The sequence below is a fragment of the Methylobacterium sp. AC433 genome (assembly GCF_979253015.1).
Genome location: NZ_CEEDBN010000007.1, coordinates 181,071 through 193,639, shown reverse-complemented (window position 1 = coordinate 193,639; position 12,569 = coordinate 181,071). Strand labels below are relative to the sequence as shown.

General features: G+C 69.8%; 16 protein-coding genes. 12 read left to right on the top strand and 4 right to left on the bottom strand.

Going from position 1 to position 12,569, the window contains the following annotated elements; genetic code table 11:
- The first annotated feature begins 115 nt into the window (after positions 1 to 115).
- From AC0IWM_RS12950 to AC0IWM_RS12915, 8 genes are all read left to right on the top strand, one after another.
- Positions 116 to 892, top strand: a complete 777-nt coding sequence (locus AC0IWM_RS12950) for a lysophospholipid acyltransferase family protein (protein WP_471755544.1) — start codon at positions 116 to 118, stop codon at positions 890 to 892.
- Complete coding sequence (locus AC0IWM_RS12945; protein ID WP_471755542.1) at positions 889 to 2,205, top strand: 3-deoxy-D-manno-octulosonic acid transferase; 1,317 nt, start codon at positions 889 to 891, stop codon at positions 2,203 to 2,205. The genes AC0IWM_RS12950 and AC0IWM_RS12945 overlap by 4 nt, the downstream gene beginning before the upstream one ends.
- Before the next feature lie 10 nt (positions 2,206 to 2,215).
- Positions 2,216 to 3,199 carry a tetraacyldisaccharide 4'-kinase gene (gene lpxK, locus AC0IWM_RS12940; RefSeq protein WP_471755540.1) on the top strand — a complete coding sequence of 328 codons (984 nt, stop codon included), beginning with the start codon at positions 2,216 to 2,218 and terminating at the stop codon, positions 3,197 to 3,199.
- A gap of 585 nt (positions 3,200 to 3,784) precedes the next feature.
- Positions 3,785 to 4,048 (top strand): hypothetical protein, encoded by a 264-nt coding sequence (locus AC0IWM_RS12935; protein ID WP_471755538.1) that lies wholly within the window; start codon positions 3,785 to 3,787, stop codon positions 4,046 to 4,048.
- 79 nt (positions 4,049 to 4,127) lie between these two features.
- Entirely contained in the window at positions 4,128 to 4,943 is an 816-nt protein-coding gene (locus tag AC0IWM_RS12930) for a transglutaminase-like domain-containing protein (RefSeq protein ID WP_471755536.1), read from the top strand.
- A 62-nt stretch (positions 4,944 to 5,005) separates the two neighbouring features.
- Positions 5,006 to 5,356 (top strand): hypothetical protein, encoded by a 351-nt coding sequence (locus AC0IWM_RS12925; protein WP_471755534.1) that lies wholly within the window; start codon positions 5,006 to 5,008, stop codon positions 5,354 to 5,356.
- A 7-nt stretch (positions 5,357 to 5,363) separates the two neighbouring features.
- Positions 5,364 to 5,714 carry a 4-fold beta flower protein gene (locus tag AC0IWM_RS12920; RefSeq protein ID WP_471755532.1) on the top strand — a complete coding sequence of 117 codons (351 nt, stop codon included), beginning with the start codon at positions 5,364 to 5,366 and terminating at the stop codon, positions 5,712 to 5,714.
- 87 nt (positions 5,715 to 5,801) lie between these two features.
- Positions 5,802 to 6,026, top strand: a complete 225-nt coding sequence (locus tag AC0IWM_RS12915; RefSeq protein WP_471755530.1) for a hypothetical protein — start codon at positions 5,802 to 5,804, stop codon at positions 6,024 to 6,026.
- Between the two features lie 292 nt (positions 6,027 to 6,318).
- Here the strand turns inward: AC0IWM_RS12915 and AC0IWM_RS12910 are convergent, their stop codons facing one another.
- Positions 6,319 to 6,540: a DUF2093 domain-containing protein gene (locus tag AC0IWM_RS12910; RefSeq protein WP_056473797.1), complete on the bottom strand. Its 222-nt coding sequence runs from the start codon at positions 6,538 to 6,540 to the stop codon at positions 6,319 to 6,321.
- A 147-nt stretch (positions 6,541 to 6,687) separates the two neighbouring features.
- On the opposite strand from AC0IWM_RS12910, the gene AC0IWM_RS12905 reads away from it, so the two are divergent.
- From AC0IWM_RS12905 to deoA, 4 genes are read left to right on the top strand one after another with little or no spacing between them, the layout of a single operon-like run.
- A complete protein-coding gene (locus tag AC0IWM_RS12905; protein ID WP_471755527.1) occupies positions 6,688 to 7,098 on the top strand; it encodes a cytidine deaminase in 411 nt (136 codons plus the stop codon).
- Positions 7,091 to 7,924, top strand: a complete 834-nt coding sequence (locus AC0IWM_RS12900; protein WP_471755525.1) for a purine-nucleoside phosphorylase — start codon at positions 7,091 to 7,093, stop codon at positions 7,922 to 7,924. Before AC0IWM_RS12905 ends, AC0IWM_RS12900 begins: the two co-directional genes overlap by 8 nt.
- The gene (gene deoC, locus AC0IWM_RS12895; protein WP_471755523.1) at positions 7,921 to 8,664 is read left to right on the top strand and encodes a deoxyribose-phosphate aldolase; all 744 of its coding nucleotides are present in this window, start codon (positions 7,921 to 7,923) and stop codon (positions 8,662 to 8,664) included. Before AC0IWM_RS12900 ends, deoC begins: the two co-directional genes overlap by 4 nt.
- The gene (gene deoA / locus AC0IWM_RS12890; protein WP_471755521.1) at positions 8,661 to 9,974 is read left to right on the top strand and encodes a thymidine phosphorylase; all 1,314 of its coding nucleotides are present in this window, start codon (positions 8,661 to 8,663) and stop codon (positions 9,972 to 9,974) included. The genes deoC and deoA overlap by 4 nt, the downstream gene beginning before the upstream one ends.
- 70 nt (positions 9,975 to 10,044) lie before the next feature.
- Here the strand turns inward: deoA and AC0IWM_RS12885 are convergent, their stop codons facing one another.
- The 3 genes from AC0IWM_RS12885 to dnaJ form a co-directional block, all read right to left on the bottom strand.
- Complete coding sequence (locus AC0IWM_RS12885) at positions 10,045 to 10,380, bottom strand: hypothetical protein (RefSeq protein WP_471755518.1); 336 nt, start codon at positions 10,378 to 10,380, stop codon at positions 10,045 to 10,047.
- A 121-nt stretch (positions 10,381 to 10,501) separates the two neighbouring features.
- A complete protein-coding gene (locus tag AC0IWM_RS12880) occupies positions 10,502 to 11,137 on the bottom strand; it encodes a class I SAM-dependent methyltransferase (RefSeq protein ID WP_471755516.1) in 636 nt (211 codons plus the stop codon).
- 179 nt (positions 11,138 to 11,316) lie between these two features.
- Entirely contained in the window at positions 11,317 to 12,477 is a 1,161-nt protein-coding gene (gene dnaJ, locus AC0IWM_RS12875) for a molecular chaperone DnaJ (RefSeq protein WP_471755514.1), read from the bottom strand.
- Positions 12,478 to 12,569: the final 92 nt, after the last annotated feature.

The following is a 12,569-nucleotide window of genomic DNA, read 5'->3' as shown; positions in this document are numbered from 1 at the left end:
GAGCTAGACAGCCCGCTTCCCGCCCGGTCCGCCCGCATGCGCCGAGCGGGCCGGCCCCGTGGACATCCCCTCCCCGAAGGCATCGCCGGTGCGCCGGCGACGCGAAAGCGAAGTGATGAGCCTCGTCAAACGCATCGGCCGCGCGCCCGCGGTCCAGCAGGCCCTCGGCATCCTCGCCGGCGGCTACCTCCGGCTCGTGCGGCGCACCAACCGCTTCACGATGGAGCCGGCCGCGCCGGATGCCTGGCTCGACGGGCTCAGCCCCTTCATCGCCGGCATGTGGCACGGCCAGCACACGATGATCTCGTTCATGCGCCGGCCGCACGACCGGATCGCCACGATCATCTCGCGCTCGCCCGACGGCAACATCAACACCATCGCGCTCACCCGGATGGGCGTGCGGGTCATCCGGGCCTCCGGCGCCCGCGGCCGCGCCCTGCGGGACGCCAAGGCGAAGGGCGGGGCCGAGGGCCTGCGCGCCATGCTGCGGGCCCTGAAGGACGGCGAGTCGGTGGCCTTCAGCGCCGACGTGCCGAAGGTCTCGCGCCGGGCCGATGCCGGCATCCTCACCCTGGCGCGCTTCTCCGGCCGGCCGATCATCCCCGTGGCGGTGGTGACGAGCCGGCACTGGCGCTTCGACAGCTGGGACCGGGCCTGCCTCGGCCTGCCCTTCGGACGGGGGGCGATGGTGTTCGGCGAGCCGATTTCCGTGCCGCGGGAGATCGAGCCGGACGCCCTCGAGGCCCTGCGCCTGCGGCTGGAGGCCGAGATGAACCGCGTCCACGACCGGGCCTACACCCTGGTCGGCCGGCCCGACCGGGTCGGCCCCCACGACCGCGTCACCCATCCCGACCGGGTCGGGGCCGGCCCCGGCGTCGGGGAGCCGGCATGAAGGCGATGCCGAAGGCCCCGCCCCTGACGGCGATCCTGCGGGCCTATCGCTCCGGGCTCTATCTCGGCGAACCGGCGGTGGCGGGCCTCCTCGCTTGGCGCGCGCGCCGGGGCAAGGAGGATCCCGGGCGCCTGGCCGAGCGGCGCGGGCTGCCCGGCCGGGCCCGGCCTCTCGGGCGCCTCGTCTGGATGCACGGGGCGAGCGTCGGCGAGGTCCTGTCCTTGGTCGGCCTCGTCGATGGCATGATCGCCCGCGGCTTCTCGGTGCTGGTGACCACCGGCACCCGCAGCGCGGCCGACCTGATCGGGCGGCGCCTGCCGGCCGGGGCCGTGCACCAATATGTGCCCCTCGACGCGCCGCGCTGGGTCGACCGCTTTCTCGACCATTGGCGCCCCGACCTCGCCCTCGTCGCCGAATCCGAGATCTGGCCGAACACGATCCTGGGCCTGCACCGGCGCGGCATCCCGCTCCTCCTCGTCAACGGGCGGATGTCGGAGCGCTCGGCGAAGGGCTGGGCGCGGACGCCGCGCACCGCCGAGGCCCTCCTCGCCCGCATCGCGATCTGCCTGACCCAGACCGACGCGGATGCCGATCGCTTCCGCCGCCTCGGTGCGCCCCGCGTCAGCATTTCGGGGAACCTCAAGTACGATTCCGAGGTGCCGCCGGCGGACGGTCAGCAGCTCGCCCACCTGCGCGACCTCATCGGCGACCGGCCCGTCTGGGTCGCGGCCAGCACCCATCCGGGCGAGGACGCCATGGCCGCCCGCGCCCATGCCCGCCTGCGGGCGCGCTGGCCCCGGCTCCTCACCATCGTCGTGCCGCGCCACCCCCATCGCGGCGGCGACGTCGCCGCCTGCGCCGGGGCCGAGGGCCTGACGAGCGCCCGGCGCTCGCAGGGCGGCCGACCCCATGGCGGCATCGACCTCTACGTCGCCGACACCCTGGGCGAGCTCGGCCTGTTCTACCGCCTCAGCCGCATCGTCTATCTCGGCGGCTCCCTGGTGCCCCATGGCGGCCAGAACCCGATCGAGCCGACGCGCCTGCGGGCCGCGGTGCTGCACGGCCCGCACGTCCACAACTTCACCCAGGTCTACGGCGCCCTCGACGGGGCCGGCGGCGCCCTGGCGGTGGCCGATGCCGACGCCCTGTCGGCGACCCTCGACGGCCTCCTCGGCGACCGCCCCCGCATCGAGGCGATGAACCGGGCGGGGGCGGAGGCGCTCCGGCCGTTCGAGGGCGCCGTCGCCCGCACCCTGGAAGTGCTCGATCCCTTCATCGCCCAGATGACCCTGAAGGCCATGGCGGCCTCGTGAGCGCCGGCTGATGCGCCCCCCCGCCTTCTGGGACGCGGCGCCCGGCCACCCCGCCGCTCGCCTGCTCGCGCCGCTCGGGGCCCTCTACGGCCGGCACACCGCCGCGCGCATGGACCGCCCCGGGGCCGAAGCCCCCTGCCCCGTCCTCTGCGTCGGCAACTTCACCCTGGGCGGGGCCGGCAAGACCCCGACCGCCCTGGCGCTGGCCGCCCGGCTGCGGGCGCTCGGCGCCAACCCGGCCTTCCTGACCCGCGGCTATGGCGGGCGCCTCGCCGGGCCGGTCCGGGTCGATCCGTCGAGCCAGACGGCGGAGGAGACCGGCGACGAGCCCCGGCTGCTGGCCCGGGCCGCGCCGACCATCCTCGCCCGCGACCGCCCGGCCGGCGCCGCCCTCTGCGTCCACGAAGGCGCCGACGTCATCGTCATGGATGACGGCCTGCAGAACCCGAGCCTCGCCAAGACGCTGTCGCTGGCCGTGGTCGATGCCGGCGCCGGGCTCGGCAACGGGCGGCCCTTCCCGGCCGGCCCCCTGCGGGTGCCCCTCGCCCGGCAATGGCGCCACGTCCACGGCCTGGTGCTGATCGGGACCGGACCGCGCGGCGCGGCCGTGGCGGAGGCGGCGCAGGCCCGCGGCCTGCCCGTCCACCGCGCCCGCCTGGTCCCCGGCGCCGATCTCACGGGCCGCCGCGTCCTCGCCTTCGCGGGCATCGGCCGCCCGGAAAAATTCTTCGCGAGCCTCGAAGAGGCCGGCGCGACGATCGCCGGCCGCCGCGCCTATCCCGATCACCACGCCTACGACGCCGCGGACGAGGCCTCCCTCGCGGCCGAGGCGGCGCGCCTCGGCGCCGACCTCGTCACCACCGAGAAGGACCATGTCCGCCTCACCGCCCCCTTCGCCGCCCGCGTCGCGGTCCTGCCTGTCACCCTCGCCTTCGCCGACGACGGCCCGCTGCGGGTGCAGTTGCGGAGCCTGCTGGGAGCGACACCGGGATAGTGGGATGCGCCAGGTCCGCTCGGGGTGAAAGCCTCGGAGGAGGCATAGATCGCAAAAGGGTGATGAGCGGGCTTTCCGCGGAGGACGAAATACTGAATTCCGGCGGCCGTCGGAAGATCAGGCGGCCCGATCGGTCAAGATCGAAGCGCGTCTGCCCGCATTCAGCTCCGCTCATGCAGCGAGGGGCGGCACCCGAGTCCCGTGCGCCCGCAGAATCGCGATGACGGGTCCGCCACAAGCCGAAGCGCGACCCTTTTTTCGCGTCATGCTTCCTCTCTCTCGGCAGCGGCGCTCCGATGGAACGAAGAGGCGCGCGGTCCCGGCCGCTCAGAGCCCACCATTCCGAGTGTGCGCCCCGGGTGGAAGTTCGAGAGAGGCAATTTCTTCGCTCGTGACCATCCTAATTTCCATAATTGTGAGTCCGAAGATTTCGCTGTTCGAAAATCCCGGCGCGCCCATCGCGCGTTGATTTTGAGATTTTCGAACCTTTCCTTCGAGAACTCTGCTAGGACTGGCCATCCGGCTCATGAGATAGGGACACCTCCAGGTTCCTGCGGTGAACTCGTCGTTCGAGAGAGACACCCCATGACCAGCGAGAAGCCCGATATGGAATTCTCGGACCTGACGGGTCGGGCGACCCAGGACGGCGTCACCGTGACGGTGAACGTCTATCGCTTCGCGGATACCCAGGATCCGTGGACCCTCGAAGTCATCGATCAGACAGGTTGGTCGACCGTCTGGAGCACCACCTTCGCCTCCGACGAAGACGCGCTCGAGGCTTTCACCGATGCCGTCGAGGAAGGTGGTGGCATGCGCGCGTTCTTGGAACCGCTGCCGACCCTCCACTGACACAAGCCACGTCCTCCGTTGCCCGTCGACGATCGAGCTCGGGCTCACGGCCCGGGCGTTCCTTCTTTGGAGAGAGCCCATGCGCATCCTAGTCGGCTGCGAGATGACCTACAGCTTTTCGCAGCCCACGCCGGTCATCGCGATGCTCAATGTCCACGCGTCGCGGATCTCGGACCTGGAGCGTCCGGATCACCTCGTGACCAGCCCCTCCGTGCCGCTGGAGGGCTACCGCGACAGTTATGGGAACTGGTGCCAGCGGATGACGGCCCCGGCGGGCACCTTCACGCTGAAGACCGAGACGATCGTGCGCGACGAGGGCAGCGGCGACCGGCCCGTGCCCGCTGCCACCGAGACGCCGATCGCGAAGCTCCCGACCGACAGCCTCCTGTTCCTGCTGGGCAGCCGCTACTGCGAGACCGACCGGCTTTCGCAGATCGCCTGGGACCTGTTCGGACATCTTCCCGCCGGCTGGAGCCGGGTTCAGGCGATCTGCGACTACGTCCATGATCGGATCACGTTCGGCTATGAACATGCCCGGCCGACACGAACCGCGTTCGACGTGTTCGAGGAACAGCAGGGCGTGTGCCGCGACTACGCGCACCTCGCCATCGCGTTCTGCCGATGCCTCAACATCCCGACCCGCTACTGCAACGGCTACGTCAGCGACATCGGACTCCCGCTGCCCCACGCACCGGGCGATTTCGCGGCGTGGATGGAGGTCTATCTCGATGGCCGCTGGCACTCGTTCGACCCGCGCAACAACGCCTCTCGGGTCGGCCGCATCTTGATCTCCTACGGCCGGGACGCCGCCGACGTGCCCCTCACGCTGACCTTCGGAGCAAACACCCTGACGAAGTTCCAGGTCACCACCGAGGAAGCCCCCAGCGCCTCATGAGGCGGCGTCACTCCGTGCCGCCAGACCCCTTCCCCTCGAATCCATCGGAAAGCAGATCCCTCATGACTCAGCCCAACATGCTCGCCCAGAACGTCTCGATCGCGGATCTCGCTGGACGGAGAGCGGACCGCCTCGATTATCTGAAAGGCGTCTACCTCAACATGGTCCCCGATCAGGCCCGCAATCCGACGCTGCGCGTTCGTCTCAGCCGGCTTGGGTCAGGCGCCCAGCCGGCCTACCGGATCGAGCGCGACGACACCGATGGCCAGACCGTCGTCATGGGCTTCTATCAAGGCGACAAGCACAAGCCACTCGCCAAGAGGCTGCACGATTGTGACGGACCGACTTGGAGCAGTGAGACCATGAGCTACGTCGACCTTCGCACGTTGCACAACAGCGAGATCGGGGCTTGAGCCATCCATGATCGAATTCTTTGACAGAGCCGGCGGCGAGGCGGTCTTCTGCCACGACGGACACTCGCTTTATCTCTGGAACGGCAAAGCCGCAGCCTTCATCGAGGACGATAAGGTCTACGCTTACGATGGCCGCTTCATCGGCTGGGCGGATCGCGGCTGGATCTCGGACGAGGACGGAGCGTGCCTCCTGTTCGAACACGACGCGGTTGGTGGCCCTCAGAAGCCCAAGCGGCAAGCGAAAACGACTCCCGGCCCGAGGGGTGTAAAGCCCGCGCGCGCCGAGCCGCAGCACGCACCGCCTCGTCCCGCCGCATCGGCGGCGTGGTCCGATCGCGTCTTTTCCGACCTGATCTGACTCATACCGAACCCATCCGCTCATCGCCGCGCCGGGTTGCACGGCGCGATCCTGCGGTGACGCGATGTCCAGAGAAATGGAATCCGCATGGCACCGACGAAGAAGCTCGCTCGCGTCCTGACCGATGAGACGGAGGGCGGTTATCGATTGACGTTCGAAGCCTCGGATGGGGAGATCTTCCGGATCGTCGCCACCGAAGATCAGGTGAACGACCTCATCGACGAACTCGACGAGTTGGTCGGAGACGATGCCGATGAAAAGCCCGACCTGACCGACGAGGAAGAGCATGTCGGCGAGGAGCAGCCGTCCTAAGTCAGGATCGGCCGATCGGCCGGATCGGGGGTCTCAGGACGCTCGGCAGCCGTCGCTGCCGTCCGGTTCGCCTGTCTCGGACCCGCTCACCGGGTCACGCGCAAGCTCGCGACAGGGCGAAGGCTTGCCGAACGTCCGGCTCCGGACCGTCAGCCCCGAATCGAAGGCTCTCGTTTCCACCCGGCCCGGTCGTAAAGGTCGGCCTGCACATACGGCCCCACCCGCAGAAGGCTCTGCGAGAACGAAGGATCACGAACCGCTCCGCTCGCTTTCCTATCATCCGCGAGAAATCCTAGCCCGGCCGTCCGGTCTCGGCGAGGCGCTTCATCACCGCCTCGGGGCTGGCATAGGCCTCCTGCAGGGTCGCGCTCCAGTAGCGCAGGGCGTCGAGGGCGATCGCTTCGCCCGTCACGGCGCAGCGCACGAAGCTGCCGGGCTTGATCACCCGCATGGTGCCGTCGCCGTACTCCACCACCGCCTCGCCGGAGGCTCCGCGCTCGAAACGTCCCAACATGATCGTCTGCCTTCCGGGCTCCTGTCCGCTCCGTCATAGGAGCCGGGTCGCGCCCTGTCGATGCGGATGTCCGCGACGGAACCCGGCCCTCGACAGGCCCCCCACTTGGTGCCTAAGTCGGGCGATGCCGCGCAACGTTCCGCCCCGATGAGCCCGGACCTGTCCCGCCTGTTCGAGGCCGCCCGCGCGGCGCAGGCGCGGGCCTATGCGCCCTACTCGCGCTTTCCCGTCGGCGCGGCGCTCCGCGACGAATTGGGCGCCGTCCATGCCGGCTGCAACGTCGAGAACGCGGCCTATCCGGTGGGGACCTGCGCCGAGGCCGGCGCCATCGCCGCCATGGTGGCGGCGGGCGGGCGCCGGATCGCCGCGATGCTGGTCCTCGGTCCGGGTCCCGGCCTCGTGACCCCCTGCGGCGCCTGCCGCCAGCGCATCCGGGAATTCGCCGGGCCCGATGTCCGGGTCCACGTCGCCGACGAGGCGGCCATCCGCGCCGCCTTCACCGTCGGGGCGCTGCTGCCCGATTCCTTCGGCCCGGACAACCTGGTGTCCCATGCGTGAGCCGGAGCCGGGCGTCCAGGCCGCCGCCGGCCTGCTGCGCGCGCAAGGGTTGGGCGGACCGTTCGCCTGCGCCATCGTCACCGGGACGGGTCTCGGCGGAATCGTGCGCGACCTCGACGCGACCCTCTCGGTATCCTACGCGCAGATTCCGGGGTTTCCGGCCCCGCGCGTGAGCGGTCATGGCGGCCGCCTCCATGCCGGGCGGCTCGCGGGGCGCCGGGTCCTCGTCTTCGAGGGGCGCGCCCACGCCTACGAGACGGGCGACGCCGCCGTCATGCGGGTGCCCCTCGGCGTCGCCCAAGTCCTTGGCGCAGAAGCGCTTCTCCTGACCAACGCCTCCGGCTCCCTGCGGCCGGCGGTCGGTCCCGGAAGCCTCGTGGCGCTCACCGACCACATCAACCTCTCCGGCCTCAACCCCCTGATCGGCGAGGCCGGCGACGCCCGCTTCGTGCCCATGGTCGGGGCCTACGATGCCGGCCTTCGCGCCCATCTCCTTGAAGCCGCACGCGAATCCGGCATCGCCCTGCACCAGGGGGTCTATGCCTGGTTCTCCGGCCCGAGCTTCGAGACTCCGGCGGAGGTCCGCATGGCCGGCCATCTCGGGGCCGACCTCGTCGGCATGTCGACGGTCCCCGAAGTCATCCTCGCCCGCTTCTACGGCCTGCCCGTCGCCGCCCTCTCGGTGGTGACCAACCTCGGCGCCGGCATCGGCGACGGCGATCCCCACCACGCGGAGACCAAGGCCGCCGCGGCCCGGGCCGGCGACGATCTCGCCCGCCTCGTCGCCGCCTTCGTCGCCCGCCTGTCCACGAGTGCTCCCCGATGACCGACGCCGCCTCCATCGCCGGGCGCGCCCTGCCCCTTCTCGACCTCACCGACCTCGGCGATTCCTGCTCCGAAAGCGCCATCGACACGCTCTGCCACGACGCACGGGCCAGCGCGGTCGCCGCCGTCTGCGTCTGGCCGCATTACGTGAGCCGCGCCGCCCGGCTGCTCGCCGGCTCGCCAGTGCGCGTCGCCACCGTCATCAACTTCCCGGCCGGCGGCGACGACATCGAACGGGCCGTCGAGGATACGACGGAGGCGCTCGCCGACGGTGCCCACGAGATCGATCTCGTCCTGCCCTATCGCAGCTTCCTGGCCGGCAAGACCGGCCCGTCGCAGGCCATGCTCGCCGCGGTCCGAGACGTCTGCGACGCCGGTCGGCTGCTCAAGGTCATCCTGGAGACAGGCACGCTGGCGGCCCCGGAGGCGATTACCGCCGCGAGCCGCCTCGCCATCGAGGCGGGGGCGGATTTCATCAAGACCTCCACGGGTAAGAGCCCGCTCTCCGCCACCCCGGCGGCCGCCGAGGCGATGCTCCTCGCCATCCGGGACCACGCCGCGGGGCATCCCGTCGGCCTCAAGGTCTCGGGCGGCCTGCGCAGCGTGGCCGATGCCGCAACCTACCTCGCCCTCGCGGACCGGATCATGGGACCGGACTGGATCTCGCCCCGGACCTTCCGCCTCGGCGCCAGCAGCCTGCACGCGGCCCTGGTCGCGGCCTCCGCCGAAGCCGCCCCATGAGGCTGCCTCAGGAAGTCATCCGCGCCAAGCGCGACGGAGGGGAGATCCCGCCCGACGAGATCGCGGGCTTTGTCCTCGGCCTGACGGAGGGACGGGTCACCGAGGGCCAGGCCGCCGCCTTCGCCATGGCGGTCTATTTCCGAGGTCTGTCGCGGTCGGAACGCGTGGCGCTGACCCGGGCGATGACCGAGTCCGGCACCGTCCTGAGGTGGGACCTGTCCGGGCCCGTCCTCGACAAGCACTCGTCAGGCGGGGTCGGCGATGCCGTCAGTCTCGCGCTCGCGCCCATGGTCGCGGCCTGCGGTGGCTACGTGCCGATGATCTCGGGACGCGGCCTCGGGCATACCGGCGGCACGCTCGACAAGCTTGCGAGTATCCCCGGCTACGACGCGATGCCGGGTCTCGACCGCTTCCGGCGGGTCACTGCGGAGGTCGGGTGCGCCATCATCGGGCAGACGGCGGACCTCGCGCCGGCGGATCGGCGTCTCTACGCCATCCGCGACGTGACCGGAACGGTCGAGTCCCTCGATCTGATCACCGCCTCCATCCTGTCGAAGAAGCTCGCCGCCGGCCTCGATGGACTCGTGATGGATGTGAAGACGGGCTCCGGAGCGTTCATGGCCGAGCGTGCGCAGGCCCAGGGCCTCGCGCGCAGCATCGTCGATGTCGCGGGCGGGGCGGGCCTGCGCACGGTGGCGCTGATCACCGACATGGATTCGCCCCTCGCCTCGGCCGCCGGAAACGCCTTGGAGGTTACCTACACCCTCGACTATCTGACGGGCCGCGCCCGCGAGCCGGCCTTCCACGCGGTCACGCTGGCGCTTGCCGCCGAGATGCTGGTGGTGGGCGGTCTCAGCCGCGACCTCGCCGAAGCCTCCGCGCGACTGGAGGAGGCTTTGAATTCGGGACGCGCGGTCGAGATCTTCGCCCGGATGGTCGCTGGGCTCGGAGGACCGGTCGATTTCGTCGAACGGACGGGGGCTCACCTGCCGCCGTCGCCGGTGGTGCGGACGGTTCTGGCGGAAGCGGACGGCTTCGTCGCCTCCGTCGCGGCGCGGGACTTGGGCATCGCGGTGATCGAGCTCGGCGGGGGGCGGACCCGGCCGCAGGACGACATCGATCCGCGCGTCGGCCTCACCGATCTACCGCGCGTGGGTGCCAGGATAGCCCGCGGTCAGCCGCTCGCGACGATCCATGCCCGGGATATCCAGACGGCCGAGCGTGCCGAAGCCATCCTGCGGTCTGCGTATCGCATTGCGCCGGCGCCGTCCGGGCCAGGACCCGCAATCCTGGAGCGGATTACGGGATAGGCTCATGCTGAGCTCGTGCGCCGAGCCCCGAGCCCCGAGCCCCGAGCCCCGAGCGCCACGACCGTGGCGCTCAGTAGTCGTAGCGGCCGTGTCCACGGTGATGATGGTGGTGATGGTGGTGCCGGTCCCAGCCACGGTGATGATCCCAGCCGTGATGGCGGTGACCCCAGCCGTGATGGCGGCGATGGTGGCCATAGCCGTGATCGTGATGATGGTGCCGGTGATGGCCCCAGTCGCGGTGGCCACCCCAATACTGGACAGATGTGACGACGCTCTGCGGATCGCCATGGAGGGGCGCGGCCAGGGGCGCGGACTGCGCCGTGGTCGCTGCGAAACCGCCGGCGAGGCTCATCGCGACGAACAGGGCCTTCAGTCCCCGATAGGAGGCTGGGCGTGAAGTGGGCATCGTGAAACTCCTGTTGCGATCGCGAAGGCGAATGGCACCCCTCGGATCATGAATAGGAGGGCAGCACTGAACCGGGCCTGATGGCGTCCTTCAGCCTGCGTTCGGGAAAGCCCTGTTGCGCTTATGGCCGCCGATAGACCCAGACGCGGGCCGGCGGCAGGTTGAGCCAGACCCGGTTCGAGCGGCTGGCGGTATAGGTGCCGGCATCGCAACGTGCTGGGATCGGCGGAACTACGGCGTAGGTGAATTGCACGAAGGGCGCGCTCGGATGCATCATCTCGTGGGCAGCGTTCAGGAGATCGAGGCGCTGTTCCAGCGGCTTCGTGAACAGCGGCAGACTCGAGACGATTGCCGCCGCCTTCTCCGTCAGCATCGCGCCGAAGGTCTCGCGAATGTTGTAGGCGTCGCCCCGCAGGATGGTGGCTCGGGGAAAGCGTTTCTGCAGCAGCTTGCAGAAGTCGGGATTGTACTCGACCAGGATCAAACGCTCCTGCTCAATGCCGCGACGGATCAAGGCCTCGGTGACGGGGCCAGTCCCAGGACCGAGTTCAATCACGGGTCCACCGACGCGCGGATCGACATAGGAAGCCATCGTGCGGGCAAGCATCTTGCCCGACGGCGTTACGGCCCCTGTAACGAGGGGCCGCTCGAACCAAGAACGCAGGAAGCGAGCCTCGTCCTCCAGCGGGTCCCGCTTCGTACGGCTGGCACCGGAGGCGAGGTCGGCTTTTGCGCTGGAGCGGCGTAGCGGCGGCAAGACCCTATGTCCTCAGATCACGGGTTGGGAAGGAAAGGCTAGACGACGAAGCTCTCCGGCAGTCAAGCTTGCAACACTCGAACACGCCCCAGCGCTCACAAGGATCGCGCAAGCGGTGCCAGACCGCCACATGCGATAACCGTGGCCGAACGAATTTTGATCCGCAGGATATTGCAAGTCTACGTCCTGGCCGCTCCACCGAGCCCATCGAAGAAGTCCTTGACCTTGGAGAAGAAGCCCGCGCTCTCTGGGTGGTTCTCGTCAGAGGCCGACTGATCGAACTCCTGAAGCAGTTCGCGCTGGCGCTTCGAGAGGTTCTGCGGAGTCTCGACGAAGACCTGGATGTAGAGGTCGCCCACATCACGCGAGCGCAGCACCGGCATGCCCTTCCCCTTGATGCGGAACTGCTTCGCGGTCTGGGTCCCAGCGGGGATGCGGACCTGGGTCTGCGAGCCGTCGATGACCGGCACGGTGATCTCGCCCGATAGCGCCGCGGTCACCATCGAGATCGGGACGCGGCAGAACAGATCGGCCCCGTCGCGCTGGAAGAACTCGTGCGGCTTGATCGAGAGGAAGACGTAGAGATCTCCCGCCGGGCCTCCGCGGAGGCCCGTCTCGCCCTCCCCAGCCAAGCGAATGCGCAGGCCATCATCGACACCGGCCGGAACGTTAATCGACAAGGTGCGCTCGCGCGTCACCCGGCCCGCGCCGCTGCAGGCGCCACAGGGATCGTCGATCATTTCACCACGACCGTGGCAGTTCGGACAGGTTCGCTCGATCGCGAAGAAGCCTTGCGCCGCGCGGACGCGGCCGTAGCCGCCACAGGTCTGGCATGGACGCGGCTTGGATCCGGCCTTGGCTCCCGAGCCCGAGCAGACCTCGCAGGTGACCGAGGTGGCCATCTTGATGGTCTCGGCCTTGCCACTGAAGGCCTCTTCCAGGGAGATCTCGAGATTGTAGCGCAGGTCCGCGCCGCGCTCGCGGGTCGGGCCTCCACGTGTCCCGCCGCGCCCGGGAGCAGCGCCGGCCCGACCGTCGCCGAAGAAGTTGTCGAAGATGTCCGACATGAAGTCGCCGAACTCGTTGCCGAATCCGGGGCCGCCGGCGCCACCCTGCTGGAAGGCGGCGTGGCCGAAGCGGTCGTAGGCGGCGCGCTTCTGTCCGTCTGAGAGGCACTGATAGGCCTCGTTGATTTCCTTGAACTTGAGCTCCGCCTCCGCATTCCCCGGATTCCGATCGGGGTGGTAGGTCATGGCGAGCTTGCGGAAGGCGACTTTCATCTCGCCGTCGGTCGCGGTCTTGGAGACGCCCAGGATCTCGTAATAGTCCCGCTTCGACATTCCCGTCCTCAAAGTCCACCGGCGCGCCGATCCGACGAGATCGCGCCGTCCTCGTCACACGCGGTGCTCTTGATACCCGCTCGGCTCCGCCC